The organism is Microbacterium testaceum (genome assembly GCF_006539145.1).
GTDB classification, from domain to species: domain Bacteria; phylum Actinomycetota; class Actinomycetes; order Actinomycetales; family Microbacteriaceae; genus Microbacterium; species Microbacterium testaceum.
Map to the genome: position 1 here is coordinate 41,532 of NZ_BJML01000009.1, position 26,995 is coordinate 68,526.

Consider the following 26,995-nt stretch of genomic DNA (forward strand, 5'->3'; position numbering starts at 1 on the left):
GAAGGAGGGGATTCGGAAAGAGGGGCTGACGCGCGCGGCGAGCCCCCGGTTAGGCTCGCGGGGTGAGTGAAGAGCCGGTCCTGCCCCGTATCCGCCCCGAGATCGCCGCCCTGCCCGCGTACCGCCAGGGTCGGCAGGCCAGCCCCGACGCCTTCAAGCTCTCGAGCAACGAGAACCCCTTCGAGCCCCTCCCCGGCGTCCTCGAGGCGGTCGTGGCCGCGGGAGCGTTCAATAGATACCCGGATGCCACGGCCGCGCGCCTGCGCGAGCGTCTCGCCGCGCGGTACGGCGTCTCGCCCGACGAGGTGCACGTCGGCGCCGGCAGCGTCTCGGTGCTCGCGCAGCTGCTGCTCGCGACCTCGGGCCCCGGCGACGAGGTCGTCTACGCGTGGCGCTCGTTCGAGGCGTACCCCTCGCTCGTCGCGGTCGCGGGGGCCAAGAGTGTGCAGGTGCCGCTCACGGCCGACTCCCGTCACGACCTTCCCGCGATGGCCGCCGCCGTCACCGAGCGCACGCGCCTCGTGATCGTGTGCAGCCCCAACAACCCCACCGGGCCCACCGTCGGCTACGACGAGTTCGCCGCGTTCGTCGACGCCGTGCCGCGCGACGTGCTCGTCGTGCTCGACGAGGCCTACGCCGAGTTCGTCACCGATCTCGACTCGGTCGAGGGCAGTCGCGTGCGCGCCGTGCTCAACCGGCCGAACGTGGTCGTGCTCCGCACCTTCTCGAAGGCCTACGGGCTCGCGGGTCTGCGGATCGGCTACGCGATCGGCCACACCGGCGTGCTGGACGCCGCGCGCAGCACCGCGATTCCGCTCTCGGTCACCGCGGCCGGGGAGGCCGCAGCGATCGCGAGCCTGGATGCCGAGAGCGAGCTGCTTCACCGTGTGAAGGTCATCGCCGAGCGTCGCGACCGCCTGGTCCACCGCCTCCGCGAGGCCGGGTGGGACGTCCCCGACGCGCAGGGCAACTTCGTGTGGCTCGCCGCCGGAGACCGGACGGTCGAGGTCGCCGCCGCCTTCGAGGAGGCGGGGCTCATCGTGCGCCCGTTCCCGGGCGACGGCATCCGCATCTCGATCGGCGAAGAAGAATCGCTCGACCGCGTGGTCGAGGTCGCCGCGGCCACCGCCGTGCGCTGACCCGCGCGGCGTCTTTGTCGATCAGGCACGTCGGATCGCGGCATCCGTTGTGCACCTCATGCGGTCTCACGCATGGGTCGCGCGTTAGCGTGGGACCATGACCCCGCTCGACGATCCCGCTCTCGTGCGCGTTCTGGCAGCCGACGGCACCCTGGCGCCCACGCCCGCGGCCGAGCGCTACCTGCCGCTCATCGACGCCCTCAGCGACGCCGACCTCGAGACCTTCTACCGCGACATGGTGTCGATCCGCGCCTTCGACGTGCAGGCCACCAACCTGCAGCGTCAGGGACAACTGGCTCTGTGGCCGCCGTCTTTCGGGCAGGAGGCGGCCCAGGTCGGCTCGGCCCGCGCGGCCCGCGCGCAGGACCACATCTTCCCCTCGTACCGCGAGCACGTGGTCACGCGCATCCGCGGCGTCGACCCGCTCGACATCATCCGCCTCATGCGCGGACTCACCCACGGCGGGTGGGACCCGACCGACCCGAAGAACGGCAACACGCACATCTACACGCTCGTGCTCGGTGCGCAGACTCTGCACGCCACGGGCCTGGCGATGGGCCTGGTGTTCGACGGCAAGAGCGGCAGCGGCGACCCCGAGCGCGACGAGGCCGTCATCGTCTACTACGGCGACGGCGCCTCGAGCCAGGGCGACGTGCACGAGGCGATGGTCTTCGCCGCGAGCTTCCAGACCCCCGAGGTCTTCTTCCTGCAGAACAACCAGTGGGCCATCTCGGTCCCCGTCGCGACGCAGTCGCGCTCGCCGCTGTACAAGCGCGGTGAGGGGTACGGCATCCCGAGCCTCCAGGTCGACGGAAACGACGTGCTCGCCAGCTACGCCGTGTCGAAGGTCGCCCTCGACGAAGCCCGCGCCGGCGGTGGCCCCCGCGCGATCGAGGCGATGACGTACCGCATGGGCGCGCACACCACGAGCGACGACCCCACGAAGTACCGCACCTCCGACGAAGAGAAGTCGTGGGCCGGGCGCGACCCGATCGCCCGCATGCGCGCGTTCCTCGAGGGGCGCGGCGCCTCGCAGCAGTTCTTCGACGACGCGGATGCCGAGGGTGCCGCCCTCGCCGACGACGTGCGCGTGCGCACGAACGAACTCGGTTCGATCCCGCGCGCGCACATGTTCGAGAGCGTCTACTCCGAGGCGCACGCGCTCATCCAGGAGGAGCAGCGCTGGCTCGACGACTACGAGGCGTCGATGGACGGGGGCGCGAAGTGACCGAGAACCTTCCGATCAGCCGCGCGCTCAACGCGGGCCTCCGTCGCGCGCTCGAGACGGACGACCGCGTCCTGCTCATGGGCGAGGACATCGGCCCGCTCGGCGGCGTCTTCCGCGTGACCGAGGGCCTGCAGAAGGACTTCGGTCCGCGTCGCGTCATCGACTCCCCGCTGGCCGAGTCGGGCATCGTCGGCACCGCGATCGGTCTCGCGATGGGCGGGTTCAAGCCCGTCCTCGAGATCCAGTTCGACGGATTCGTCTTCCCCGCCTTCGACCAGATCACCTCGCAGCTGGCGAAGATCACGAACCGCCACGAGGGTGCGGTGCGCATGCCCGTCGTCATCCGCATCCCCTACGGCGGGCACATCGGCGCCGTCGAGCACCACCAGGAGAGCCCCGAGGCGTACTTCACGCACACGGCGGGTCTGCGCGTGGTCAGCCCCTCGAACGCGAACGACGCGTACTGGATGATCCAGCAGGCGATCGACTCGCCCGACCCGGTCGTGTTCCTCGAGCCGAAGGCGAAGTACTGGCAGAAGGGCGAGGTCGACCTCGATGCGCCCGCTCTGCCGCTGCACGCGAGCCGCATCGTGCGCCGCGGCACCGACGTGACGCTCGTCGGTCACGGCGCGATGGTCACGACCCTGCTGCAGGCGGCCGCACTCGCCGAGAGCGAGGGCACGAGCTGCGAGGTCATCGACCTGCGCTCCCTGTCGCCCGTCGACTACGGCCCGCTGCTCGACTCGGTGCGTCGCACCGGCCGCATGGTCTACGCGCAGGAGGCTCCGGGCTTCACCTCGCTCGGCTCCGAGATCGCCGCGACCGTGATGGAGAAGGCGTTCTTCGCGCTCGAGGCCCCGGTGCTGCGCGTGTCGGGCTTCGACGTGCCGTTCCCGCCCGCGAAGCTCGAGGGCACGTATTTGCCCGACGCCGACCGCATCCTCGAGGCCGTCGACCGGTCTCTGGCCTACTGACCCTTTCCGCCCCGCGCCCGCCGACACCCGCCGACCGCGTCTGCATTCCGTTGCGGCGCCGCCGGTGACAAGCTGGCTTTCGAGCAAAGGACACACCGTGACCGAGCAGACCTTCGTTCTCCCCGACGTCGGAGAAGGCCTCACCGAGGCCGAGATCGTGCAATGGCGCGTCGCGCCCGGTGACACGGTCGCCGTCAACGACGTGATCGTCGAGATCGAGACGGCCAAGTCGCTCGTCGAGCTGCCGTCGCCCTACTCCGGTACGGTCGGCGAGCTGCTGGCATCCGAGGGGTCGACCGTGGAGGTCGGCGCCCCGATCATCACGATCGGATCGACGGATGCCGCCGCCTCAGCGCCCGCGGCCCCGGTCAGTGTCCCCGAGCCCAGCGACCCCGGCGGAGCGGTGCTCGTCGGTTACGGCACGGGTGGGGCGGTGTCGTCGCGGCGTCGCAAGCCCGCCGAGCGCCCCGTGAAGGCCTCTGTCGGCGTGGTCGCGAAGCCCCCGATCCGCAAGCTCGCGCGCGACCTGGGCGTCGATCTCTCGGCCGTGACGCCGAGCGGTCCCGCGGGTGAGGTGACCCGCGACGACGTGGTGAAGCACGCCGAGCAGGCGAGCGTCTTCCGCAACATCGAGACGCCCGCGTGGGGCGCGGTGCGCGAGGAGACGATCCCGGTGGCCGCTCCCGCGGCGCCCGCGCCCACGGCATCCGCCCCCGCCTCCGACGCCCGCGAGGAGTCGATCCCCGTCCGCGGCGTGCGCAAAGCGACCGCCAACGCGATGACCTCGAGCGCGTACTCGGCGCCGCACGTGTCGGTCTGGGTCGACGTCGACGCCTCGCGCACGATGGAGCTCGTCAAGCGCCTCAAGGCCTCACCCGACTTCGCCGACGTGAAGATCTCGCCGCTGCTGATCATGGCGCGCGCCGTGATCTGGGCCCTGCGCCGCACGCCGATGATCAACGCCGCGTGGGTCGACACCGAGGACGGCGCGCAGATCTCGGTGCGCCACTACGTGAACCTCGGCATCGCCGCGGCGACCCCCCGCGGACTACTCGTGCCGAACATCAAGGACGCGCAGTCGATGAACACGCGCGAGCTGGCCAAGGCGCTCGAGACCCTCACCCTCACCGCGCGCGAGGGCAAGACGAGCCCCGCAGACCAGACCGGCGGCACGTTCACGATCACGAACATCGGCGTCTTCGGAGTGGATGCCGGGACCCCGATCATCAACCCCGGTGAGGCGGGCATCATCGCGCTCGGCGCGATCCGCCAGAAGCCGTGGGTCGTCGACGGCGAGGTGCGCCCCCGCTGGGTGACCACGGTGTCGGGCTCGTTCGATCACCGCGTGGTCGACGGCGACGGGATCTCGCGGTTCATCGCGGACGTGGCATCCGTGCTCGAGGAGCCGGCGCTGCTGCTGGACTGAGCGGGGACCGTCCTGTCGGCCCGCCGGCGACGCCCCGTCAGGTCAGATCGACGACCGGCGAATCCGCATTGTTCTTCACGGATTGAATGCCGTTCGTCGCCGCAGCTTTGTTCGTGTAGGCCTCGGAAACGGCGATGATCTCGCCATTCCCGGCTTTCAGGCGAAAGCGGAATTGGCCGTTGGGGGATTTGTACAGCTCGAATTTGCCCGCCATGTCAGCTCCTTTGCTCTACGGGACCATCATCGTCCCGCGTGCATTCCCTGACAAGAGGGCGGAGGGCTCAGGGCAGGGAAGGCCGCTTCTCGATCGGCGTCGATCGCGTGGGAATCAGCAGCGCCAGCACCAGGGCGATCGCGGCCGCCCCGATGCCCATCAGGAACGACACCTGGAACGCCTGCGAGGTCGGCACGCGGGTGTCGCCGCTGCCGGTCGACAGGGTCGCGAGCACGACGCCGACGATCGCGGCCGCCGTGCTCGTCCCGAGCGAGCGCGCGAGGGCGTTCAGGCCGTTCGAGGCGCCGGTCTCGCTCGGCGGCACCGCGCGCATGATGAGCATGGGCATGGCCGCGTAGCCAAAGCCGATCCCGAAGCCGATGAGGATGTTCGCCACGACGAAGTGCCACACCTCGGTCGAGAACATCAGACTGAAGCCGTAGGCGAGGATCAGCGAGATCGACCCCGCGACCAGCAGCACCCGGGGCCCGATCGTGCGGGCGAGGGTGCCCGAGATCGGCGAGAGCACCATCATCACCAGGCCCGACGGCATGACGACGAGGCTCGCGGCGAGCAGCGACAGGCCGAGGCCGACGCCGGTCGCCACCGGCAGCTCGAGCATCTGCGGGTACGCGACGTTCGAGGTGAACAGGGCGAAGCCCATCGCGACGGATGCCAGATTGGTGAGCAGCACAGGGCGGCGGGCCGCGACCCGAAGGTCGAGCAACGGGTTCTCGACGCGCAACTCGTACCAGCCCCACAGCAGCAGCACGGCGACACCGCCGATGGCGAGGCTCAGCGTCAGCGGCGACGTCCAGCCCCACGAGTTGCCGCGCGAGACGGCCAGCAGCACGCCGATCAGGCCGATCGCGAGGCCGACGGCGCCGAGGTAGTCGAAGCGCCCCGCGGTGCGGAGCACGCTGACGGGGACGATCCAGAGGATCAGGACGAAGACGAGCGCGCCGAGGGCACCGGCGATCCAGAACAACCAGTGCCAGTCGGTGTTCTCGGCCACGACGGCACTGATCGGCAGACCCAGGGCGCCACCGACGCCGAGCGTCGCGCTCATGAGGGCGATCGCGCTGTCGACGCGGTTCTCGTGCAGAACGTCGCGCATGATCGAGATGCCCAACGGCACCACGCCGACGACCGCCCCCTGCAGGGCGCGACCGACGATCATGCCGATGATCCCGGTCGACAGTGCGGCGACCACCGAACCGAGCATCATCACGACCAGCAGCACCAGCACGATGCGGCGCTTTCCGTACATATCGCCCAGGCGGCCGGCGATCGGGGTGATGACGGCCGCGGCCAGCAACGTCGAGGTCACGACCCAGGCGGTGTCGTCGCGCGAGGCGTTCAGCAGCTGCGGCAACTGCGACTGGATGGGCACCACGAGGGTGAACATGAACGACGAGCACAGGCCCGCGAGGGCCAGGATCGCGACGACCAGACCCTGCGGGCTGTTCCGGGACAATCTTTTACGCGCGTTCTCATCCCGTGACATCACTGTCGAGGCTACGCCTCCGCTGTGAGCCCGCGGGTCGATGAGGCGCGCGATCATCGCCGATGCCTCGGCATCCACCCAATCCATTACTCCGCGTGACAGCCCGTTACCGGCCGTAACGCCTCGAATTCCGATCCCGGATGCCGCGTGCTGACGTGGTCTCATGACCTCTCGACGCACCGCACGCCTGGCCACGATCCTCAGTGCTTCCGCCACTGCCCTGATGCTGACGCTCACCGGCTGCGCCGGCGGTGCCCAGGGCGGTGACGAGTCCCGCCTCGTGCTCGGAGCCGACGACGGCAACGAGACGCACTGGAGCGTGCTGAAGCAGAAGCTCGCCGACGAGGGCATCGACCTCGAGGTGCGCACCATCAACGACGGCGTTCAGCTCAACCAGGGCGTGCAGGACGGCGAGCTCGACGGCAACCTCTTCCAGCACCTCATCTACCTGTCGCAGTTCAACGTCGAGAACAACGGCTCGCTCGTGCCGGTCGGCGCGACCGCCGTGTACCCGCTCGCGCTGTACTCCGAGAAGTACACCGACGTGAAAGACCTGCCCGAGGGGGCGAAGGTCGCGATCCCCAACAACCCGACGAACCTCGCCCGCGGCCTGCTCAACCTGCAGACGGCGGGTCTGCTCACGCTCAAGGACGGCGGCAACGCCTTCTCGACGCCGGCCGACATCGTCACGACCAAGGTCGAGCTGCTGCCCGTCGACACCAACCAGACCGTCACCGCGCTCAAGGACGGCAGCGCCCAGGCGGCGATCGTCAACAACACGCAGGCGCAGAAGGGCGGGCTCGGCGACGAGCTCATCATCTTCAAGGAAGACCTGAACAACCCGCAGCTCGCCCCGTACATCAACGCCTTCGTCACGCGCGACGACAAGAAGGACGACCCGCGCTGGGCCAAGGTCGTCGCCGCGTACCACTCCACCGAGGTCGAGGCCGCGGTCACCGAGCTGAACCAGGGCAACCTGCAGTTCAAGACCGAGTGGACCGGCGCGCAGCTGCAGGACGAGCTGACGAGCCTCGAAGACGCCCTCAAGGCTCAGAAGGGATGACCGCGGTCATCGAGCTGCGGGGCGTCACCAAGAGCTTCCGCACCGATCGCCGCACCTCCACCACCGCCGTCGACGACGTGTCGCTCACGGTGGAGGAGGGGTCGATCGTCGGGGTGATCGGTTACTCCGGTGCCGGCAAGTCGACCCTCGTGCGGCTGCTCAACGGTCTCGAGCAGCCCACGTCCGGCACCGTCGAGGTGCTCGGAGTGAATGTGGGGGATGCCACCGAGGCGAGGCTGCGCGACCTCCGACGCCGCGTGGGCATGATCTTCCAGCAGTTCAATCTCTTCACCTCGCGGACCGTGGCGGCCAACGTCGCGTACCCGCTCAAGGTGGCGGGATGGAAGAAGGCCGACCGCGACAAGCGCGTCGCCGAGCTGCTCGACTTCGTCGGGATCGGCGATAAGGCGAAGCAGTACCCGCGGCGCCTGTCGGGCGGGCAGAAGCAGCGCGTCGGCATCGCCCGTGCGATCGCCACGGACCCTCGCATCCTGCTCGCCGACGAAGCCACCAGTGCCCTCGACCCGCAGACCACGGCCGAGGTGCTCGACCTGCTGCGCGAGATCAACCGGCGCCTGGGCATCACGATCGTCGTCATCACGCACCAGATCTCGATCGTGCACGAGCTGTGCGACCAGGTGATCGTAATGGACGGCGGCCGCGTCGTCGACAGCGGCGACACCTACCGCGTGTTCGCTCACCCGCGCGCCGAGCTCACCAAGCGCTTCGTCGCGGCGGTGACGCAGGGCGTGCCCTCGGGTGAGGCGCTGGCGGCGCTCGCCGCGGGCGGGGGAGAGCTGGTGAGCGTCGAGGTGAACGAGTTCTCGAGCGAAGACGTCTCGAACGTGTTCCATCGCCACGGTGTGCGACATTCCGTCGTCTACGGCGGGGTGACCGACGTGCTCGGGCGCCAGCTCGGCACGCTGACGTACCGCGTGCACGGGGATGATCTCGACGCCGTCGTGACTGAGCTGCGCGCCCACACCGACGTCGTCCTCCCCGCGCAGGGGGTGCGCTCGTGAACAAGTGGGACACCCTCACCCCGGTGCTGATCCAGTCGATCGGCGAGACCGTCTACATGGTCGCCGTCTCGCTGCTCATCTCGGGCGTCGCGGGCCTGGTCATCGGCGCGCTGCTGTACGCCACGCGGCCGGGCAACCTGTTCGAGAATCGCGTGGTCTTCGCCGTCGCAAACCTCGTGATCAACCTCATCCGCCCGATTCCCTTCATCATCTTCCTCACCGCCGTGGCTCCGGTCACGCGCGCGGTGACGGGGACGACCCTGGGCACGGATGCCGCGATCGTGCCGATCACGATCATGGCCACGGTCGTGATCGCCCGCGTCGTCGAACAGAACCTCGTGGCCGTCGACCCGGGCACCGTCGAGGCCGCTCGGGCCGTGGGCGCACGCCGCATCGGCGTGCTGTTCGGCGTCGTCATCCCCGAGGCGCTGGCCCCGCTGATCCTCGGCTACACGTTCATGTTCATCGCGGTCGTCGACATGTCGGCCATGGCCGGATACATCGGCGGCGGCGGCCTCGGAAACTTCGCGATCATCTACGGCTACCAGCAGTTCAATCAGCAGGCGACGTGGGTGACGGTGGCGATCATCGTCGTCATCGTGCAAGCGGGCCAGCTGATCGGCAACGCGCTCGCGCACCGCATCCTGCGTCGCTGACGCGGATCGGCTCGCGCGGCGCTCGCGCCGCGGCATCCCGTCGATTGCCCACCACGCGCCGCGTCGCCGCACGGCGAGGCGGCGCGTGGCGGACACACGACACGGGATGCCGGGACTCGGCGCGCGTATTCGTCGTCCGGCGGTCGAGGTCACGGTCGGTGGCTCTCCCGCCCTCCGCTGTGAGACCCATCGTCTCGTGCGGCGCGGTGGGGGAGCCGCGTCGGGGGCTACGACGTTCCCGTCGCAACGGCGCGATGGGAGGAAGTCGACTGCCATCGTGTGGCTTGCCGACGTCGATACACCATTTCAATCCGTTCAACACCGTTTGGTACCGTTTGATGACCCTCACGCCATTCCGCGGTTTCCCGAAGCCTCCGCTGGAGCGGTGAGGGGTGGGTGCACTCGTGTTCAGTCACCGCAGTCGATGGGTTCAGATGAGAGGTCGAACGGGATGTCTGTGAAATTGAGGTGGGGGCGGTCGTTGGCGGCCGGGGTGCTCGTGGGGGTGCTGGTGTTGACTGTTCCGACGACGGCGAGCGCAGCGCAGGTAACCAGCGTCCCGGTCGGCAAAGGGCCGTTGTCGGTGGCGGTGTCCACAGATGGGGCTGCGGCATACACCGCCAACTTCGATGACCAGACGGTGTCGCGGATTACGAACCTGACGGCGGCGACTCCGAGTGTCGTGAGCATCCCCCTCGGTGTGGGGCCCCGCTCGGTGGCGGTCTCTCCGGGCGGGGATGTGGTTTTTACGGCTAATCCCGATGCGAACACGGTGTCACGGATCACCAATCTGACGGCGGCGACGCCTACCGTGACGAGCATCGCGCTCGGCGAGAGTCCTTATTCGGTGGCTGTGTCCCCCGATGGGTCTACCGTCTACACCGCCAACGTGCGCACCAGCACTGTGTCGCGCATTACGAATCTGACTGCGGCGACTCCCACGGTCACCAGCATTGCAGTGGGTAGAGGTGTGATGTCTCTGGTGGTTTCCCCCGACGGAGCCACTGTCTATACGGCCGACGGCCGCGATAACGCGGTGTCGCGAATAACAAACCTGACTTCGGCGAACCCGACGGTGGCTCACATTCCGATCGGCTCGAGCGTCGACGCCGTGGCGGTATCCCCTGATGGGGCGACTCTGTACGCCGTCAGTCCCGCGACGTTGCATCGGATGACAAACCTGACTGCCGTGACCCCGACCGTGAGCAGCATCCCTATCGGCGTCCAGGCGACGTCGTTGGCGGTCTCACCCGACGGAACGACGGTCTACACCGCTAATCCCTTCCTCAACACGTCGACGCAAATCACGAACCCGACCAGCGCGACCCCCACCGTGACCAGCATCGGCGTCGGCCGCTACCCCCAGTCCGTCGCGGTGTCCCCGGACGGGTCCGCTTTCTACACCGCGGATTACTCGGACAATGCGGTGTCGCGGGTTTCGTTGACCGCCGCACCAGCGTTCACGGCGGCCGCGCCGCCCGCAGCAACGGCAGGATCGGCGTACTCGTACACGTTCACCGCGTCGGGGACTCCCGCCCCGACCTTCGCGGTGGCGGCGGATGACATTCTCCCCGCCGGGCTGACCCTCGATGCCACCACTGGTGAACTCTCGGGTACTCCCACCACTGCCAGGACCAGCACGTTTCGCGTCGTTGCGAAGAACTCCGTGGGTGAGGTCACGTCGGATCCGATCTCTTTCACCGTCCGTGAAAAGCCGGTGTTCACAGCGGCGGCACCGCCCGCAGCGGAGGTGAACTCGGCGTACTCGTACACGTTCACTGCGTCGGGTTTCCCTGCTCCGTCGTTCTCGGTGGCGACGGGTGACACTCTCCCTGCCGGGTTGTCGTTGGATGCCACGACGGGTGAGCTCTCGGGTACACCCGCTGCGGCCGGATCGACCACGTTCCGGGTGGTCGCAGAGAACTCTGCCGGTGAGGTGACATCGGGTCCGATCACGCTTGTCGTTCAAGAGGCGCCGGTCTTCACCGCGGCTGAGCCGCCCGTAGCGGCGGTGCGGAAGGCGTACTCGTACAGTTTCACGGCGTCCGGCACCCCGACACCGACCTACCGCGTCGAGGCGGGTGACACTCTCCCCGTTGGACTGACGTTGGACGCCACCACGGGCGAGCTCTCGGGTACACCCGCTGCGGCCGGAACGACCACGTTCCGGGTGACCGCGGAGAATTCCGCCGGGGAGGTGACATCGGATCCGATCACATTCATCGTCCAAGAGGCGCCGACCTTCATCGACGCCACGCCGCCGGCGGCGGTGGCGGGCGCGGAGTATTCGTACTTCTTCGGCGCATCGGGTTACCCCGAGCCGACATACAGCCTGGAGGCGGGAGATTCTCTCCCCGCGGGCCTCACGTTGCATCCCGCGACCGGCGAGCTCGCGGGTATCCCCACGACGGCGGGCACGAGCACGTTCCAACTTGTCGCGACGAACGCTGCAGGCAAGGTGACGTCGGACCTGATCACATTCACCGTGCAGGATGACCCGGCGTTCACGGCGGCGACTCCTCCTGCGGCGGTCGAAGGGTCGGCGTATTCGTACACGTTCGCCGCGTCCGGTGTCCCTGCACCGACCTTCAGCCTGGCGACGGGGGACGCTCTCCCGGCCGGTTTGACGTTGAACGCGACGACCGGTGAGCTTTCGGGCACACCCACCACTGCAGGGACGAGCACGTTCCGGGTGGTCGCAACCAACGCCGCGGGTTCCGACACGTCGGATCCGATCACGTTCACCGTGCAGGCGTCGCCGGTGTTCACCGCGGATGCGGCGCCGACAGCGACGGTGGGGACGGCGTACTCGTACACCTTCACTGCCACGGGCACTCCTGCTCCGACGTTCAGCCTGATGACCGGTGACGCTCTTCCTGCGGGGTTCACCTTGAACGCGAAGACGGGTGAATTGTCCGGCACGCCCACGACCGCGGGCTCGAGCACGTTCCGAATCGTTGCGGCGAACGCTGTGGGGACCGTGACCTCGGATCCGATCACGTTCGTCGTGAGGCCGGCTCCTGCCACCTCTCCGTCGCCCACGCCCTCGGCGGTAGCAGACAGCTCCGCGGTCTCGCCGGCTGCCGCACTGGCGGTCACCGGCATGGCGGGAGTATCGGTCGCCTTCGCCCTCGCGGTGATCCTCGTCGCCGCGGGCATCGTGGTCCTTTTCACCCGCCGACGTCGCCGCAAGAACAACGACCCCACGCCGTAAAAGCCCCTGTGGCAACCGGCCCCGACAGGAGGGGCCAGCCCGCGGGCTGGCCCCTCCTCCATCGTTGATGTCGAGCTCGTCAGCGTCCAGAGGCGGAGGAGCGACCGACCTATGTGAACTGACGGGTAGCGGGAGACGGCGTCTGCGGCGGCCGCTCCCAGAATCACGCGATGCGATCCCCGACGCGACGCGAGGCTGAGAACCTCGTATGCGCTACGCTCTGATTTTGAGAACGATTATCAACGGCGATACGGTTTCCGTATGAACCGTCGCTTCCTCGCCCCCGTCCTTCTCGGGACCGTCTCCGTTCTCGCGCTCGCCGGTTGCGCCGGAGGCACCGCCTCCCCCGCGTCGTCGGACTCGTCCGCAAAGATCAAGGTCGTGGCATCCACTGACGTCTACGGCTCCATCGCTCAGGCGGTCGGCGGAGACTACGTCGACGTCGCCTCGATCATCACCTCGCCCAGCCAGGACCCGCACGAGTACGAGGCGAGCGCGCAGGACCAACTGACGCTCAAGAACGCCGGCCTCGTGATCGAGAACGGCGCCGGCTACGACGCCTTCATGGAGTCGCTCATCCAGGCCAGCGGCACCACGGCCCCGGTGCTCACCGCGGTCGAGTACAACCACGACTACCCTGGCTCGAAAGAGCACTCCGACGACGCGAGCCCGGCGCCCAGCGAGAGTGCCGACGACCATGGCCACTCGGACGAAGACGGCCACGCCCACATCGAGGGCTTCAACGAGCACGTCTGGTACGACCCGCACACGGTCGAGGACCTCACCGAGGCCATCGCCGAGCAGCTCGGAACGCTCGCCCCCGAGCACGTGGCCGACTTCAACGCGAACGCCGAGGCCTTCACCCAGCAGATCGCCGGCCTCGAGGACTCCCTCGACGCGATCAAGGCGAAGGATTCCGGCAAGAAGATCTTCGTGACCGAGCCGGTGCCCGTGTACCTGACCACGGCGGCGGGCCTCGACAACGCGACGCCCAACGAGTTCAGCGAATCGGTCGAAGAGGGCCAGGACGTCCCGCCGGCGACCCTGCTCGAGTCGCTGCAGCTGCTGGACTCGGGCCAGATCGGCGTCATGATCGTCAACCCGCAGACCGGCGGCGCCGAGGTGACGCAGGTGCAGAACGAGGCGAAGGCCAAGAACATCCCCGTGATCGAGTTCACGGAAACGCTCCCCGAGGGTCAGACTTACATCTCGTGGATGCAGAGCAACATCACGGCGCTGTCCGACGCGCTGGCGGCGTGAGCGCGGCCGCACCGCTGCGCGTCCGCGGCGCCGCCCTCGAGAGGGGTGGCCGTGAGCTGTGGGCCGGGCTCGACCTCGAGGTCGAGCCCGGCGAGCTCGTCGCCGTGCTCGGCCCGAGCGGCTCGGGCAAGACGACGCTGCTGCGCGCGATTCTGGGGCTCGAGCGGTTGAGCTCCGGCTCGATCGAGGCGCTCGGAGCCCCCGTGCGCCGCGCCGGCAACCGCCGCATCGGCTACATCCCGCAGCAGCGTCCGCTCCCGCGCGAGACGCCCCTGCGCGGCCGCGACATCATCGGTCTCGGGGTGGACGGGCACCGGCTCGGCCTGCCGCTGTCGCGAAAGAAGGACCGCGCGCGCATCGACGAGTTGCTCGAGGCGGTGGGGGCCACCGCCTTCGGTGACCGGCCGGTGGGTCTGCTCTCGGGCGGAGAGCAGCAGCGCCTGCGCGTGGGCCAGGCTCTCGCGGACGACCCCGCCCTACTGCTCTGCGACGAGCCGCTCACGAGTCTCGACCTGGCCAACCAGCAGGCCGTCGTCCGACTCATCGACCGTCACCGCCGCGAGCGGGACGCGGCCGTCCTGCTGGTCACGCATGACATCAACCCGGTGCTCTCGCGCGTGGACCGCATCCTCTACATCGCCAACGGCCGCTTCACCCTCGGCACACCCGACGAGGTGCTCACGACCGAGACGCTCTCGGCCCTCTACGGCGCCCCCGTCTACGTCGTGCGCGCGGGCGGTCAACTGATCGTCGTCGGGGCGCCGGATGCCGACGAAGCCCACCACCATCACCACGACGAGGACGACGCATGAACTGGTCCGACGTCGGCAACGCCCTGTTCGGCGGGGTGAGCCAGTACGGCGCGATCCTCGAGCTCGTGCAGAACTCCGTGTACGCGGGAGCCGTGCTCGGCCTCGTCGGCGGACTCATCGGCGTCTTCGTCATGCAACGCGACATGGCCTTCGCCGTGCACGGCATCAGCGAGCTGTCGTTCGCCGGCGCCGCCGTCGCCCTGCTCGTCGGTGTCGATGTGGTCTCGGGATCGATCGTGGGCTCGCTCATCGCGGCGGCTCTCATCGGAGTGCTGGGCGCCCGCGCGCGCGATCGCAACTCGATCATCGGCGTGCTCATGCCGTTCGGTCTCGGGGTCGGCATCCTGTGCCTGTCGCTCTACAACGGACGCAGTGCCACCCGCTTCAGCCTGCTCACCGGCCAGATCGTGTCGGTGCAGAGCGAGCAGCTGGGGTGGCTCGTCGTGATCGGCGTCGCGGTGTTGGTCGCCCTGCTGCTCATCTGGCGCCCGTTGCGCTTCGACTCGCTCGACCCGCAGTCGGCCGCGGCCCGCGGCGTGCCGACCACGGCGGTGTCGCTCGCGTTCATGCTGCTGCTGGGACTCATCGTGGCGGTCGCCGTGCACATCATCGGTGCCCTGCTCGTCATGGCGCTGCTGGTGACTCCGGCCGCGGCGGCGATGCGGGTGGCATCCGGTCCGCTGTCGGTGCCGCTGCTCGCGGCGCTGTTCGGTTTCGTCTCGGCCGTGGGCGGGGTGCTCCTGGCCGTAGCCGGGACGCTGCCGGTGAGTCCGTACATCACGACCATCTCGTTCGCGATCTACCTCGCGTGTCGTCTGGTGGGTGCGCGACGCGACCGGACGACCCGCGCCCTCTGAGCCGTCCGGCCGGGGCGGGAAGGGTTCCCCCCGCCGACTTCGAGCACGCCCAGCCGATTCACCGATCCCCTCGCTAGACTCGCGGCCATGGTCCAGCGCAATACGTGGCAGCGCGAACGCGTGCGGGAGGCTCTGTCCGGAGCTCCCGGCTTCGTCAGCGCCCAGTCGCTGCACGCGACCTTGCGCGACGAGAACACCGGTATCGGGCTGGCGACGGTCTACCGCACGCTCGCGGGTCTCGCCGCCCGCGGCGACGCCGACTCGCTGCAGAGCCCCGACGGGGAGAACCTCTTCCGCGCCTGCGAGACGCGCGGGCATCATCATCACCTGATCTGTCGCTCGTGCGGCAAGGCCGTCGAGATCGCCGCGACCGACGTCGAGGAGTGGGCACAGCGCACCGCCGCCCAACACGGGTTCAGCGAGGCCGAGCACGTCGTCGACATCTTCGGCATCTGCGCCGATTGCGCCCGCGCCCGGGCTCGTGAGCGTGGCGACGAGTAGTCGCACCACGGCTCCCACGCCGCAACGCTCGGGCGCCTCCCGCACCCTCGTCGCGCTCGGCCTGGGTGTCGTCGTGGTCACGGCGCTGTTCCTGGTCGACGCCTTCGCCCCCACGTTCTTCGCACAGCCGTTGCCGACCCGCGCGCAGGACGGTCTCACCCTCGCTCTCAGCGTGCTCATCGAGTCGCTGCCCTTCGTGGTCCTCGGCGTGGTGCTGTCGATCATCGTGCAGGTGTGGGTGCCCCCGGGAGCGATCGAGAGATGGATGCCGCGCGCGCCCTGGGCGCGCCGGGCGGTGCTGTCGCTGCTGGGGATGTTCATCCCCGTCTGCGAGTGCGGCAACGTGCCCTTCGCCCGCGGTCTGCTCATGCGCGGCTTCGGAGTGAGCGACACGCTGACCTTCCTGGTTGCGGCCCCGATCGTGAACCCGATCGTCATCATCAGCACCCACGCGGCCTTCGGCTTCAGCGACGGCATCCTGGTGGCGCGCCTGATCGGCGGGTACCTGGTCGCCAACCTGATCGGCTGGCTGTACAGCCGGCATCCCGATCCCGACAAACTGCTCACCGAACGCTTCCTCGAGACGTGCGAGATCGTCGTGCAGGAGCGCGGCGACCGTGGTCGGCGCACCCTCGCCCAGTTCGTCGTCGAGCTGCGCTCGGTCATGCCGGCCCTCATCATCGGCTCGCTGCTGGCCGGAGCAGTCCAGGTGCTCATCCCGCGCAGCGCCCTGCTGGCCATCGGGTCCGACCCGGCGCTGTCGATCGCCGCGATGATGGCGCTGGCGATCGTGGTGTCGCTGTGCTCGAACGTCGACGCGTTCTTCGCGCTGTCGTTCGCCTCGACCTTCACGCCCGGATCGATCGTGGCTTTCCTCGTGGTGGGGCCGATCATCGACCTGAAGATGATGGCTCTGCTGCGCACGACCTTCTCGACGCGCGTGCTCGTGGGCATGACGGTCGTCGTGGTGCTCTTCGCCTTCACACTCGGAACGGTGGTGAACCTCCTTGTCTAGAACGGGTGCTCTCGCCACGCGCTGGCTCGGGGTGGGCCTGACCGCGTGCCTGTCGATCACGACCATCACGCTGTGGGCCACCGGCCGCATGGCGCTGTACATCAACCCCGATTCGGCGTGGTTCGCCGTCGGCATGGCCTTCCTGGCGCTGGTCGGCTCGATCGCCTCGTTCGCCCTGCCGCTCGGCGCCGAGGCCGACCACGGACACGATCACGAGCACGGCCACGCCCCCGCCGCGGCCTCCGCCCGGCGCGAGGCGTTCGCGCACGCCGATCACGCGCACACCGATCCGCTCGACGCGCACGATCACGCAGCCCACGATCATCTCGCGGCCCGCCCGCGCCTGACCCCGGGCGGGATCGCGGCGTTCACCGGCGGCGTACTCGCCTCGGGTGCGGTGATCGCGGTGCTGCTGACTCCCGCGGCGTCGCTGTCGACCGAGCTCGCGGTGTCGCGCGACGTGGGAGCCCCGCCGCTGTTCGCCGGCTCCGACGTGGTGACCCTCGCCGCGTCGGGAGACACCTCGAAGTTCGGCATCGGCGACTGGTCGGCGGTCTTCGCCCACGCCACCAACCCCGAGATCTTTGACGGAAAGCCCGTGACCCTCACGGGCTTCATCACCCCGGCCAACGACGGATCGAGCTTCGACCTCACCCGACTCGTCATCACGCACTGCGTGATCGACGCGCAGACCGCCCGCCTGCCTATCGCGGCCACCACCGACGCCCCCTCGACCGGGCAGTGGGTGACCGTCACGGGCACGGTGCGTTCGAGCGGCGACGGCAAGCTCGCGGTGCACGCCGACCAGGTCGCGGCCATCGCTGAGCCCTCGGACCCGTATGAGTACTGATTCCCGTCGCGGCGGCGACTCCCGGCGCTCGCGCGCGCGTCGGCGGCGCGGGCGCGGCTTCGCGATCGCCTTCGCCGCGATCCTCGTCGCTCTCGTCGTCGTCGGCGGCCTCGGCGCAGTGGTGGCCGTGGCCCAGGGGCCGCGCGTCACGGACGTGCAAGTCGATCCGGCGGCCGCCGTCGCGGCATCCGGCTCCCGCGTGATCCTCACCACGACCCAGTCCCTCGAGAAGGTGGACGCCTCGCAGGTCCAGGTGGACCCGGCGACCCCGTTCACCGTCGACACCTCGGGTCGCAGCGTCGGCGTGCGTTTCACGCTGCCGCTGCGCGACGACACCGACTACACGATCACCGTCAACGGCGTGAGCGGCCTCGGCGCCGGCCCCGCCTCGACCCTGACCGAGTCGTTCCGCACCCCCGCCCTGCAGGCCTACCTGATGCAGCGCGGCACGCCCGAGGGCGACACCATCTTCCGCACCGACCTGCAGGGGCAGGCGGGTCTGCCCGTGTTCGTGCACCCGCACATCGAGGACTTCCGCGCCACCGCCAACCACCTCGTGATCTCGGTGCGCGACGGCGACACCCCGCGGGTCATCGTGACCGACCCCGACGGCAAGAACCAGCGCGACATCGCCCTCCCGGGCCCCGGCTACGTCACCAACCTGCAGTCGGCCGACCGGGGCGAGCGCATCGGATTCACCTTCTCGGATGCCGACCTGGGCGCTGCCGGGGGGCGCGAGAGCCGTCTGTTCACGGCGTCGGCGGCCGACGACGCCCCGCCCGTCGAGGTGGGGCTGAACGGCGGCGACGTGCGCATCGCCGACTACCGTTTCGTGCCCGACACCGACAGCATGCTGGTGCTGACCTTCGACTCGCGACTCCTGCTCACCGACGCGCAGGGCGGCAACGCCGCTCCCCTGGGAAGTGCCGTCTCGATCGACGGCATCGCGCGCGGATCGTCGATCGCGATCGTGGAGCGCCTCGAGGGGATCCGCGAGATCAACCTCACCGACGGCTCCGAGCAAGCGCTGGTCGACCCCGTCGATCCCCCCGGCATGGCGGGGCGCGCGACGCCCCTGCCCGGGGCGGGCACGGGCACGATCCGCTCGTTCGCCGACATCAGCTCCGACGGGGTCTCCCGTTCCACGATCGTGTCGCACGTCGACACCGACGGAACCGTCCGTCAGCTGCTGAGCGTGCCGGGCTCCGACACCGTGCTGCAGACCTGCTTGTCCCCGAGCGGGCGCTACGCCGCCGTGCTCGTCGCTCCCCGCGCCGTCGACAACCCCTTCGACAGGTACCAGCTGCCGCTGCCGCAACGCCTGCTCACGCACCTCGTCGAGGTCGACACCGGTCAGGAGGTCGTGGCGCTGCAGGGCTTCGATCTGTCGTGGTGCCAGGTGCCCCCGCAGTGATGCGTCCCGCCACCCGTGCCGACCTCGCCGACCTGCCGGTCGAGGTCGCACCGCGGTTGCTCGGGGCCCTGCTCGAGACCGAGGTCGGCGGAGAGAGGGTGGTCGCGCGTCTGACCGAGGTCGAGGCGTACCACGGCCGCGGCACCGGAGATCAGCCCGATCCGGGCTCGCACGCCCGCATGGGACCGACCGCGCGAAACGCCACCATGTGGGGCGAGCCCGGTCACCTGTATGTGTACCTGAGTCACGGCATCCATTCGTGCGTCAACGTCGTGTGCGGACCCGACGGCGTCGCCGGGGGAGTGCTGCTGCGCGGCGGCGAGATCGTCGAGGGGGCGGACATCGCCGAACGCCGTCGTCTGGAACGTCGCGGCGCCGTACGGGCGGCGCGCGATCTCGCCCGCGGTCCCGGGCGCTTCGGAGACGCGGTAGGCCTTCGGCATCCGATCCACGACGGCATCGACGCGGTCACCGGCGAGATGCGCGCGGGCGCGCGAGCGCGGTTGCTCCTGCCCGACGCGCCGCCGCCGGGCGTTGCGATCGGACCGCGCGTGGGCGTCGCGGGCATCGCGGGCACCGACGCCTTCCCCTGGCGCTTCTGGATCGAGGGGGATGCCACGGTCTCGTCGTTCCGATGGGGGCGGGGCGCGGCCGAGGCGGCTGCCCGTCAGGGCGACACGCCGTCCGTGCTAGACTGACCCCTTGTCTGCGCGCACTCCAGCACGCAGTTCGCATCCCTCACTCTCGAACGTGGGCTTCGGCCGCGCTCGGACGGGGTGCAGACAAGGGATCTTGGGTGGCACCGTCCGGTGTCACGGTACAGAAGGAGACATCACCATGGCAGCAGTGTGCCAGGTGACTGGAGCGGTTCCCGGCTTCGGTCACAACATCTCGCACTCGCACCGCCGGACGAAGCGCCGCTTCGACCCGAACGTGCAGAAGAAGACCTACTTCGTTCCGTCGCTGGGTCGCAACATCAAGCTCAACGTTTCGGCGAAGGGCATCAAGGTCATCGACGCTCGCGGCATCGAGTCCGTCGTCCGTGACCTGCAGGCGAAGGGCGTGAAGCTGTAATGGCGAAGAAGGCTCAGGACGTTCGTCCGATCATCAAGCTGCGTTCGACCGCCGGCACGGGCTACACCTACGTGACGCGCAAGAACCGCCGCAACAACCCCGACCGCATCGTGCTCAAGAAGTACGACCCCGTGGTCCGCAAGCACGTCGACTTCCGAGAGGAGCGCTAAGCACATGGCTAAGAAGAGCAAGATCGCGCGCAACGAGCAGCGCAAGGTCGTCGTCGAGCGCTACGCCGCGAAGCGCGCCGAGCTGAAGAAGACCCTGGTCGACCCCAACGCGACCGACGAGGCCCGCGAGGCCGCCCGCGTGGGCCTGCAGAAGCTGCCCCGCAACGCGTCGCCCGCGCGCGTGCGCAGCCGCGACGTCATCGACGGCCGCCCCCGTGGTGTCCTCACGAAGTTCGGCGTCTCGCGCGTCCGCTTCCGTGACATGGCCCACCGTGGCGAGCTGCCCGGTGTGACCAAGTCGTCCTGGTAAGCACCAGACACCCGTTCGAAGGGCGGGGGTTCCGAGAGGAGCCCTCGCCCTTCGGCGTTTCCGGTGAGCGCCGCGCGCCCTTCAGGCGTCGACGGAGTTCAGCTGCTCGATGGCCTCGGTGCGACCGCTGACGCCGAGCTTGAGGTAGATCGACCGCACCTGGCTCTTCACCGTGTTGAGCGAGACCCCGCGTTCTCGTGCGATCTCGGCCAGGCTGAGGGGGCTTTCGAGCAGGAATGCCAGGGCGCGCTCCGTCGGTGTGAGGCACGGGGTGGCGTACGCCGGGGCGCTCTCGTTGTCGGGCGCCGCCACGCGGGCGAGGACCCCCTCGAGAGAGGCCATCAGGTGCCGCAACTCCGGGTTGTGAGCGACGACGCCCTCCATCAGTTGCCGTGTCTCGTCGTGCGGGAGCATGAGGAACGGAGTCGCCCAGGTCCCCGTGCGCTGCATGATCAGCAGGGCCGACTCCATGCTCTGGTGAGCGCGGCGGGAGTTGCCGAGCCGCTGCTGGGCGAGGGCGCGGCGCAGCAAAACCGGTGTGAAGGTGCGCAGGCAGTGTTCGGTCTCGGATGCCACGCAGGCGTCGGTCTCGAGCAGCAGCTCGCGCTCCCGTCCGAGACGCAGCAGGGCCGTGGCTCGCTGCATCGAGAAGCAGATACCGTGACCCTCGGGGTTGTCGTAGGGCGCGAGGACCGCGAGAGCCTGTGCGTCATCGCCCTGCGCGACGTAGAGGTCGGACAGGATACACAGCAGGAAGTGGCGCACCATACGGTGGCTCGCGCTTCGCAGACCCCCGTGGAGCAGTTCGCGGGCCTCGGCCCGCCCGTCGGCGAACTTGTGCCGGAGGAGCTTGACCATCACTCCGGCGGCTCGCGCCGTGTACGTCCAATACGGGTCGTCGCGTTGGGTGAGTGCCATCGCCGAGGGGACGGCGGCGAGGCGTTCGACGTCGCAGCGTGCCGACGAGGTCAGGATGTCGGCGAGGAAGAGCAGGTAGGCGGCCTCTTCCACGGGCCATCCTTCGGCCGCGAAGATCTCCTGCGCGCCGGACGAGGCTTCTTCGGCCGCGGTGTACTCGCCGTTGATCGCGTGCCCCAGCGCGATGACCGTCAGTGCCCGATACCGCAGAGCGGGTGTGTCGGCGAAGAGGAGCGCCTCGGCGCCGAACCGGGCGGCGTGCTGCGCCGAGCCGATCGCCGCGCAGTACTCGCCCGCGCTGGCCAGCAGCAGAGCCCGGCCGCGGGAAGAGAGGGCGGCGGGGCGTTTGAGGCGCACTTCGTCGAAGTACAGACGCACCACGCCTACGCCGTCGACGAGAGCGTCGCGCCGCGCTCGCGCCGCCAGCAGCGCCCCCACCGTCTGTGCGGAGGCGTCGGTCCACATCGCGGGTGGGGCCGGGGTCTCGGCCTCGGCCAGCAATGCGAGATGACGGGTGATCGGGATGCCGTGGCCCGGTGCCAGCCGGATCGCCGTCGTGACGACCGCGGCGTGGAGGGTCGCGCGCACGTCGATGGAGGATGGGGTTCCCGACATCGCACCTCCGTTTCGCGAGCACCTCATGGCAGTTTTGATCCGTTCTATGGTATTTCATACCGTTTCGTAAATTGCCTGATCGGGTACCCCCGAGCGCCGGTCGACTCTCGGGGTACCGCGGCTCGCGCGCGGGGAGCGGGCCTCGGTCGCGCGCTCCCCGTTTTCGGGCGAGGTGCAGGGCCGCCGACGTACGAGGGCGCCGCGCAGCTGCCCCGGTCGCCCCCTCCGCCCCGTCGACGCCGCGACACGCCGGCGCGAAAGGGGGAAAATCCGTCAGAATCCGCGTAATTCCGCGGTTCGGTTGATACTGTCGAGGCGGTCTCCCGACCACCGAGGAGGATTTTCCCCTCGTCCGCGTAACGAGAGGCGACTTAGACGTCGCCTGGAGGACAACCACATGGCTGACAAGTCCATCACCAAGACCGAGCTCGTCGCGAGCATCGCCAGCGCGACCGGGCAGAGCCAGTCCGCCGTGTCGGGCGTGCTCGACTCCCTCTTCTCCACCGTCTCCGAGGCGGTCGCCAAGGGCAGCAAGGTCTCGATCCCCGGCTGGATCGCCTTCGAGCAGGTCGCGACGTCGGCTCGCACGGGCCGCAACCCCCAGACGGGCGAGGAGATCTCGATCCCCGCCGGCAAGCGCGTCAAGGTGACCGCGGGCTCCAAGCTGAAGGCCGCCGTCAAGTAAGACGACGTCGAATCACAGAGGGGGGTTGCCACACGGCATCCCCCCTCCGTCGTTCCCACGCGACGTAGGCTGAGGGGGTGAATCCCCGCCTGCTCCGCGTCGCGGGACCCGTCATCCTGGTCGTGGTCTCGCTGATCGCCGTCGCCGTGGGACTCGCCTACGGCGGGGGAGCGGCTCCCACGCAACTCGCCGACCCCGGCCCGGTCGTCCGCTGGGGTCTGCCGATCGCCACGGTCGTCGTCAACCTCGCCGCCGCCACGATGGTCGGCTCGCTGGTGCTGGCGCTCTTCGCCCTTCCCGCGGGGGAGCGACCGTTCGAGATCGCCCTCGACACGGCATCCATCGGCGCCGCCATCTTCACCGTCTCGGCGGCCACCACGGGCTATCTGACCTTCCTGAACGTTCTGAACGCCAAACCGACGCTCGACGCGGTCTTCGGTCAGCAGCTCGGGCGCTTCCTCGTCGAGAGCTCGATCGGGCAGGCGTGGTTGATCACCACGATCGCCGGCGCCGTGCTGACCGTGCTGACGTTCGCTGTCCGTTCGTGGATTCCCACGCTCGTCGTCGCCATCCTCGCCCTCGCCTCGCTGATCCCGATGGGAACGCAGGGGCACGCGGGCGAAGAGGCCAGCCACAACGCGGCCGTGACCTCGCTCGTGCTGCACATCATGGCGGCGGCCGTGTGGCTCGGCGGGCTGATCCTGCTCGTGATCGTCCGCCCCGCGATGTCGCGCGGACAACTGCAGACGACTCTCCTGCGCTACTCCTCGATCGCCCTCGTCGCCTTCATCGTCGTCGCGATCTCGGGGACGGTGCGCGCATCGATCGGCCTCCTGGGTCTGCAGAACCTCTGGTCGGCCTACGGCATCCTCGTGCTGGTCAAGGTGGGCGCCCTGATCGCGATGGGCGTGCTCGGCGCCTGGTACCGCCGGCGACTCATCTCGCGTATGGCCGACGAGCCCGGATCGCGCCGCTTCTGGGGCGTCGTCACGCTCGAGCTCGCCTTCATGGGCATCGCCAGCGGAGTCGCTGCTGCTCTCGCGCGCACGCCACCGCCCGTGCAGCCCCCGCTCGTGGGGCAGACCCCGGCCGAGGTGCTGACCGGCGCGCCGCTGCCTCCCGACCTGACCATCGAGCGCTGGTTCACCGCGTGGGACATCGACCTGCTCTGGACGCTCGTCGTGGCCTTCGGCGTGTTCTTCTACCTGGCGGGGGTCTACCGCCTGCTGCGCCGCGGCGACGCCTGGCCCGTCTACCGCACGGTGCTCTGGTGCCTCGGCATGCTGGGGGTCTTCTGGGTCACGTCGGGTCCCATCAACGTGTACCAGGATTACCTGTTCAGCATGCACATGATCGGACACATGCTGCTGTCGATGGCGATCCCGCTGCTGCTGGTCGCCGGGGCGCCGGTGTCGCTCGCGGCACGCGCGATCCGCAAGCGCACCGACGGCTCGCGCGGCGGCCGCGAGTGGATCCTGTGGGCGGTGCACAACCCCGTCGCGAAGGTGCTCACCAACCCCTACGTGGCGGCGGGGCTGTTCATCGGATCGCTCTGGGCGTTCTACTACACCGATCTGTTCCGCTGGTCGCTGTACGACCACGTCGGGCACATCTGGATGGTCGCGCACTTCCTGGTGACCGGCTACCTCTTCGTGCTGAGCCTGATCGGCATCGACCCCGTGCCGTATCGCCTGCCCTACCCGATGCGTCTGCTGGTGCTCATCGCGATCATGGCGATGCACGCCTTCTTCGGCATCGCGATCATGATGAACTCGGGCCTGATGGTGGCGGAGTGGTTCGGCGCGATGGGTCGTACCTGGGGCGCGACCCCGCTGCAGGACCAGTACGTCGGAGGCGGCGTGGCCTGGTCGGTCGGCGAGATCCCGACCCTCGTCCTCGCGATCGCGGTGGCCATCCAGTGGAGTCGGAGCGACGAGCGTCAGCAGCGCCGACGCGACCGCCACGTCGACCGCGTCGGCGACCTCGAGCTCGACGCGTACAACGAAGAGCTGCAGCGGTTGGCCGAGCGCGACGCGCGGGTCGCGTCGCGCGGCGCCTAGTCCGCGCGCCGGGGCTCAGTCGGACGAGCCGCCGACGAGGATCGACGCGGTGCCGTCGGGGAGCACCGTGATCTCACCGTCGACCCGAAAGGCGATGTCCTCTTCGACGGTGCGCACGCTTCCGTCGAAGATCGAGCGGACGTCGACGACGATATGGGCCACGGCCTTGGCCGAGGGGATGCGCCACCCGGCGCCGTCGGGAACGACGGTGACCACCGGCTGCTCGACGATCGACCAGGTGGGGGCGTCGTCGATGCGATTGCGCACGGTGAAGCCGAAGGGGCAGCCGGTGGGCTGCAACACCTTCTGCTGGGCGCAGGCGGTCAGGAAGTCCTCGACGCGTGACTGGACGACCGAGATGAACTCGTCGGTCGGCTGGGCCTGCACATCGACCGGGATGCCGGCGAGCGGCGCGTCGGCCAGTACGGCGACGCCGGGGGTCGCCGAGATCGCCGTGTCGACGTCGACCGAGTACAGCCCGGGCGAGAACACCAGCAGGGGGACCGCAGCCGTGGGATCGACGTCGGCGCCGTCGACCGAGACCTGACGTTTGTCGACCTCGAACCCGTTGACGGCGAACCGCATCGATCCGTCGACCGTGAGCTTCATCACCGACAGGGGGCTGCGGGCGAACCGCCAGCGGGGGAGGAGGCCCTCGTTCGTGTCGTGCTGGATCGAGAAGGTGGTCTCGCCGTGGTAGCCGCCGGCGGTGTAGCCGACCGTGATCTGCGTCTGATCGCCGTTCGTGCTTTCGCCGGTGATCTCGGCGTCCGTCAAGGCGGCGAGGGCGTCGGGCCGCAGCAGGGCCTCGGAGGCGGTGGCCGGGAGACCGGCGGACTGCAGCTCGACGGAATCGACGGCTACGCCGGGAATCGCGAGCGCCTCGGCCGTGCGGCGGTCCTGGAGCAGCTCGAGGTAGTGCTGAACGAACGCGCGGGGGCTGTAGAACTCACGGTAGAGCGAGGCCGCTCCCGCCCCGAGGGCCGCGATCAGCAGCACTCCGACGAGCGTGATCCCGGCGACGACGCGTCCCGGGCGTGCGCGCGCGCCGCGAACGCCCTCGGGCGTCGCGGGGCCCCCGCCTGCGGTGTCCACGTCCCCAGTGTAGGAAAACCTCCTGTGGAGGCGCCGCGCGCGTCAGTCCATGACGAGCGACTGCACCACGGCCACCGCGGCGAGCTGCCCGCTCGCGAGGGCCGCGGCGAGCGAGAACATCGGCCCCGGCAGATGATCGGGGTGCGCCAGATCGCCCACGGCGTAGACGTTCTCGACGCTCGTCCGACCGAACGGATCGGTGCGCACGGCCCCTGACTCCTGCAGCTCCACGCCGAGCCCACCGAGGAAGCCGGCGCGCGAACGCCAGGTGGGAGCGACGAAGGCCCCGGCCACCTCGAGCACCGAGTCGTCGGTGCGCGCCAGGGCCAGCCCGTCGGCGGTCCCGTCGACGCGGACCACCGACGCGGGATCGACGAGATGGACCTCGGATGTCACGGGCGCGAGCATCCGCCCCAGCGCTGCGGCATGATCGCTGCCGTTGACGATGGCGACGGGGCGGCCGGCGAACTCGTGACCGTGGCAGAACGGGCAGCTCGCGACGCGGTCGCCCCACTGCTCGTCGAGACCGGGAATGGCGGGGAGCTGGTCGACGACGCCGGTGGCGAGGATCACGGCGTGGGCGCGGAGACGCTCGGCGCCGACACTGACGGTCAGGGCGGCGTCATCTCTCACGACGGCGGAGGCGGCGGCATCCCGGATCTCGACGTCGGGGTAGGCGGCGACCTCGTCACGGCCGATGCGGCGGAGCTCGGCGGGATCGCGGCCGTCGTTGGTCAGCAGGTTGTGCGCGTGACGGACGGTGCCGTTGCGGTAGTCGCCCGAGTCGAGCAGCAGTGTGCGGCGGTGCATGCGCCCGAGGGTGAGGGCGGCCTGCAGGCCGGCGGGTCCGCCGCCGATGATGATCGCGTCGTACACGGTGAGCTCCTTCGTCGTTTGCGTTCTGGTCCATCCTGTG

The 26,995-nt window shown here is 69.5% G+C and carries 26 protein-coding genes; 21 read left to right on the forward strand and 5 right to left on the reverse strand.

What is annotated here, in order from left to right; translation table 11 throughout:
* Positions 1-62 precede the first annotated feature (62 nt).
* The 4 genes from MTE01_RS13115 to MTE01_RS13130 all read left to right on the forward strand — a co-directional run bounded on the left by MTE01_RS13115 (position 63) and on the right by MTE01_RS13130 (position 4,767).
* The gene (locus tag MTE01_RS13115; RefSeq protein ID WP_141377984.1) at positions 63-1,139 is read left to right on the forward strand and encodes a histidinol-phosphate transaminase; all 1,077 of its coding nucleotides are present in this window, start codon (positions 63-65) and stop codon (positions 1,137-1,139) included.
* A 97-nt stretch (positions 1,140-1,236) separates the two neighbouring features.
* Positions 1,237-2,367: a thiamine pyrophosphate-dependent dehydrogenase E1 component subunit alpha gene (locus tag MTE01_RS13120; RefSeq protein WP_141377986.1), complete on the forward strand. Its 1,131-nt coding sequence runs from the start codon at positions 1,237-1,239 to the stop codon at positions 2,365-2,367.
* The gene (locus MTE01_RS13125; protein ID WP_116239587.1) at positions 2,364-3,341 is read left to right on the forward strand and encodes an alpha-ketoacid dehydrogenase subunit beta; all 978 of its coding nucleotides are present in this window, start codon (positions 2,364-2,366) and stop codon (positions 3,339-3,341) included. The genes MTE01_RS13120 and MTE01_RS13125 overlap by 4 nt, the downstream gene beginning before the upstream one ends.
* 97 nt (positions 3,342-3,438) lie before the next feature.
* A complete protein-coding gene (locus MTE01_RS13130) occupies positions 3,439-4,767 on the forward strand; it encodes a dihydrolipoamide acetyltransferase family protein (protein WP_141377988.1) in 1,329 nt (442 codons plus the stop codon).
* Between the two features lie 37 nt (positions 4,768-4,804).
* Here MTE01_RS13130 and MTE01_RS13135 read toward each other — a convergent pair whose 3' ends face one another.
* Together MTE01_RS13135 and MTE01_RS13140 are read right to left on the reverse strand one after the other, a co-directional pair.
* On the reverse strand, positions 4,805-4,981 hold the full coding sequence (locus MTE01_RS13135; protein ID WP_141377990.1) for a YegP family protein: 177 nt from the start codon (positions 4,979-4,981) through the stop codon (positions 4,805-4,807).
* 67 nt (positions 4,982-5,048) lie between these two features.
* Positions 5,049-6,488, reverse strand: a complete 1,440-nt coding sequence (locus MTE01_RS13140) for an MFS transporter (RefSeq protein ID WP_141377992.1) — start codon at positions 6,486-6,488, stop codon at positions 5,049-5,051.
* 163 nt (positions 6,489-6,651) lie between these two features.
* On the opposite strand from MTE01_RS13140, the gene MTE01_RS13145 reads away from it, so the two are divergent.
* The 15 genes from MTE01_RS13145 to rpsN all read left to right on the forward strand — a co-directional run bounded on the left by MTE01_RS13145 (position 6,652) and on the right by rpsN (position 20,706).
* On the forward strand, positions 6,652-7,551 hold the full coding sequence (locus MTE01_RS13145) for a MetQ/NlpA family ABC transporter substrate-binding protein (RefSeq protein ID WP_141377994.1): 900 nt from the start codon (positions 6,652-6,654) through the stop codon (positions 7,549-7,551).
* Positions 7,548-8,573: a methionine ABC transporter ATP-binding protein gene (locus MTE01_RS13150; RefSeq protein WP_103207708.1), complete on the forward strand. Its 1,026-nt coding sequence runs from the start codon at positions 7,548-7,550 to the stop codon at positions 8,571-8,573. Before MTE01_RS13145 ends, MTE01_RS13150 begins: the two co-directional genes overlap by 4 nt.
* Entirely contained in the window at positions 8,570-9,229 is a 660-nt protein-coding gene (locus MTE01_RS13155; RefSeq protein ID WP_103207710.1) for a methionine ABC transporter permease, read from the forward strand. The genes MTE01_RS13150 and MTE01_RS13155 overlap by 4 nt, the downstream gene beginning before the upstream one ends.
* Positions 9,230-9,506: 277 nt before the next feature.
* On the forward strand, positions 9,507-12,443 hold the full coding sequence (locus MTE01_RS13160; protein ID WP_170210702.1) for a putative Ig domain-containing protein: 2,937 nt from the start codon (positions 9,507-9,509) through the stop codon (positions 12,441-12,443).
* A 261-nt stretch (positions 12,444-12,704) separates the two neighbouring features.
* Entirely contained in the window at positions 12,705-13,703 is a 999-nt protein-coding gene (locus tag MTE01_RS13165) for a metal ABC transporter solute-binding protein, Zn/Mn family (protein WP_141377998.1), read from the forward strand.
* On the forward strand, positions 13,700-14,515 hold the full coding sequence (locus tag MTE01_RS13170) for a metal ABC transporter ATP-binding protein (protein WP_141378000.1): 816 nt from the start codon (positions 13,700-13,702) through the stop codon (positions 14,513-14,515). Before MTE01_RS13165 ends, MTE01_RS13170 begins: the two co-directional genes overlap by 4 nt.
* On the forward strand, positions 14,512-15,372 hold the full coding sequence (locus tag MTE01_RS13175) for a metal ABC transporter permease (protein WP_141378002.1): 861 nt from the start codon (positions 14,512-14,514) through the stop codon (positions 15,370-15,372). Before MTE01_RS13170 ends, MTE01_RS13175 begins: the two co-directional genes overlap by 4 nt.
* Before the next feature lie 87 nt (positions 15,373-15,459).
* Positions 15,460-15,873: a Fur family transcriptional regulator gene (locus MTE01_RS13180; protein ID WP_141378004.1), complete on the forward strand. Its 414-nt coding sequence runs from the start codon at positions 15,460-15,462 to the stop codon at positions 15,871-15,873.
* Complete coding sequence (locus tag MTE01_RS13185) at positions 15,854-16,888, forward strand: permease (protein WP_141378006.1); 1,035 nt, start codon at positions 15,854-15,856, stop codon at positions 16,886-16,888. Before MTE01_RS13180 ends, MTE01_RS13185 begins: the two co-directional genes overlap by 20 nt.
* Positions 16,881-17,738, forward strand: a complete 858-nt coding sequence (locus tag MTE01_RS13190; RefSeq protein WP_141378008.1) for a TIGR03943 family putative permease subunit — start codon at positions 16,881-16,883, stop codon at positions 17,736-17,738. Before MTE01_RS13185 ends, MTE01_RS13190 begins: the two co-directional genes overlap by 8 nt.
* On the forward strand, positions 17,728-19,152 hold the full coding sequence (locus MTE01_RS13195) for a hypothetical protein (protein WP_141378010.1): 1,425 nt from the start codon (positions 17,728-17,730) through the stop codon (positions 19,150-19,152). The genes MTE01_RS13190 and MTE01_RS13195 overlap by 11 nt, the downstream gene beginning before the upstream one ends.
* A complete protein-coding gene (locus MTE01_RS13200) occupies positions 19,152-19,850 on the forward strand; it encodes a DNA-3-methyladenine glycosylase (RefSeq protein ID WP_141378012.1) in 699 nt (232 codons plus the stop codon). Before MTE01_RS13195 ends, MTE01_RS13200 begins: the two co-directional genes overlap by 1 nt.
* 139 nt (positions 19,851-19,989) lie before the next feature.
* Positions 19,990-20,226: a 50S ribosomal protein L28 gene (gene rpmB, locus MTE01_RS13205; protein ID WP_055832508.1), complete on the forward strand. Its 237-nt coding sequence runs from the start codon at positions 19,990-19,992 to the stop codon at positions 20,224-20,226.
* Positions 20,226-20,396 (forward strand): 50S ribosomal protein L33, encoded by a 171-nt coding sequence (gene rpmG, locus MTE01_RS13210; protein ID WP_013584775.1) that lies wholly within the window; start codon positions 20,226-20,228, stop codon positions 20,394-20,396. The genes rpmB and rpmG overlap by 1 nt, the downstream gene beginning before the upstream one ends.
* Before the next feature lie 4 nt (positions 20,397-20,400).
* Positions 20,401-20,706, forward strand: coding sequence for a 30S ribosomal protein S14 (rpsN, locus tag MTE01_RS13215; RefSeq protein WP_022878196.1), 306 nt, complete (start codon positions 20,401-20,403; stop codon positions 20,704-20,706).
* Between the two features lie 81 nt (positions 20,707-20,787).
* Here rpsN and MTE01_RS13220 read toward each other — a convergent pair whose 3' ends face one another.
* Entirely contained in the window at positions 20,788-22,239 is a 1,452-nt protein-coding gene (locus tag MTE01_RS13220) for a helix-turn-helix transcriptional regulator (RefSeq protein WP_170210703.1), read from the reverse strand.
* 397 nt (positions 22,240-22,636) lie between these two features.
* Here MTE01_RS13220 and MTE01_RS13225 point away from each other — a divergent pair, with 397 nt between their 5' ends.
* Positions 22,637-22,924, forward strand: coding sequence for an HU family DNA-binding protein (locus MTE01_RS13225; protein WP_013584778.1), 288 nt, complete (start codon positions 22,637-22,639; stop codon positions 22,922-22,924).
* 77 nt (positions 22,925-23,001) lie between these two features.
* Positions 23,002-24,984: a bifunctional copper resistance protein CopD/cytochrome c oxidase assembly protein gene (locus tag MTE01_RS13230; RefSeq protein WP_103207749.1), complete on the forward strand. Its 1,983-nt coding sequence runs from the start codon at positions 23,002-23,004 to the stop codon at positions 24,982-24,984.
* Between the two features lie 15 nt (positions 24,985-24,999).
* Here the strand turns inward: MTE01_RS13230 and MTE01_RS13235 are convergent, their stop codons facing one another.
* Positions 25,000-26,079, reverse strand: coding sequence for a hypothetical protein (locus MTE01_RS13235; protein WP_141378015.1), 1,080 nt, complete (start codon positions 26,077-26,079; stop codon positions 25,000-25,002).
* A gap of 42 nt (positions 26,080-26,121) precedes the next feature.
* Positions 26,122-26,955, reverse strand: coding sequence for an NAD(P)/FAD-dependent oxidoreductase (locus MTE01_RS13240; RefSeq protein WP_141378016.1), 834 nt, complete (start codon positions 26,953-26,955; stop codon positions 26,122-26,124).
* Positions 26,956-26,995 lie beyond the last annotated feature (40 nt).

What these genes read in the sequence shown, in the direction of transcription:
- MTE01_RS13120 (WP_141377986.1), top strand. Translation starts at nt 1,237, where the DNA reads ATGACCCCGCTCGACGATCCCGCTCTCGTGCGCGTTCTGGCAGCCGAC.
- MTE01_RS13135 (WP_141377990.1), bottom strand. Translation starts at nt 4,981, where the DNA reads ATGGCGGGCAAATTCGAGCTGTACAAATCCCCCAACGGCCAATTCCGC.
- MTE01_RS13140 (WP_141377992.1), bottom strand. Translation starts at nt 6,488, where the DNA reads ATGTCACGGGATGAGAACGCGCGTAAAAGATTGTCCCGGAACAGCCCG.
- MTE01_RS13145 (WP_141377994.1), top strand. Translation starts at nt 6,652, where the DNA reads ATGACCTCTCGACGCACCGCACGCCTGGCCACGATCCTCAGTGCTTCC.
- MTE01_RS13150 (WP_103207708.1), top strand. Translation starts at nt 7,548, where the DNA reads ATGACCGCGGTCATCGAGCTGCGGGGCGTCACCAAGAGCTTCCGCACC.
- MTE01_RS13165 (WP_141377998.1), top strand. Translation starts at nt 12,705, where the DNA reads ATGAACCGTCGCTTCCTCGCCCCCGTCCTTCTCGGGACCGTCTCCGTT.
- MTE01_RS13175 (WP_141378002.1), top strand. Translation starts at nt 14,512, where the DNA reads ATGAACTGGTCCGACGTCGGCAACGCCCTGTTCGGCGGGGTGAGCCAG.
- MTE01_RS13180 (WP_141378004.1), top strand. Translation starts at nt 15,460, where the DNA reads ATGGTCCAGCGCAATACGTGGCAGCGCGAACGCGTGCGGGAGGCTCTG.
- MTE01_RS13195 (WP_141378010.1), top strand. Translation starts at nt 17,728, where the DNA reads ATGAGTACTGATTCCCGTCGCGGCGGCGACTCCCGGCGCTCGCGCGCG.
- MTE01_RS13200 (WP_141378012.1), top strand. Translation starts at nt 19,152, where the DNA reads ATGCGTCCCGCCACCCGTGCCGACCTCGCCGACCTGCCGGTCGAGGTC.
- rpmB (WP_055832508.1), top strand. Translation starts at nt 19,990, where the DNA reads ATGGCAGCAGTGTGCCAGGTGACTGGAGCGGTTCCCGGCTTCGGTCAC.
- rpmG (WP_013584775.1), top strand. Translation starts at nt 20,226, where the DNA reads ATGGCGAAGAAGGCTCAGGACGTTCGTCCGATCATCAAGCTGCGTTCG.
- rpsN (WP_022878196.1), top strand. Translation starts at nt 20,401, where the DNA reads ATGGCTAAGAAGAGCAAGATCGCGCGCAACGAGCAGCGCAAGGTCGTC.
- MTE01_RS13220 (WP_170210703.1), bottom strand. Translation starts at nt 22,239, where the DNA reads ATGTCGGGAACCCCATCCTCCATCGACGTGCGCGCGACCCTCCACGCC.
- MTE01_RS13225 (WP_013584778.1), top strand. Translation starts at nt 22,637, where the DNA reads ATGGCTGACAAGTCCATCACCAAGACCGAGCTCGTCGCGAGCATCGCC.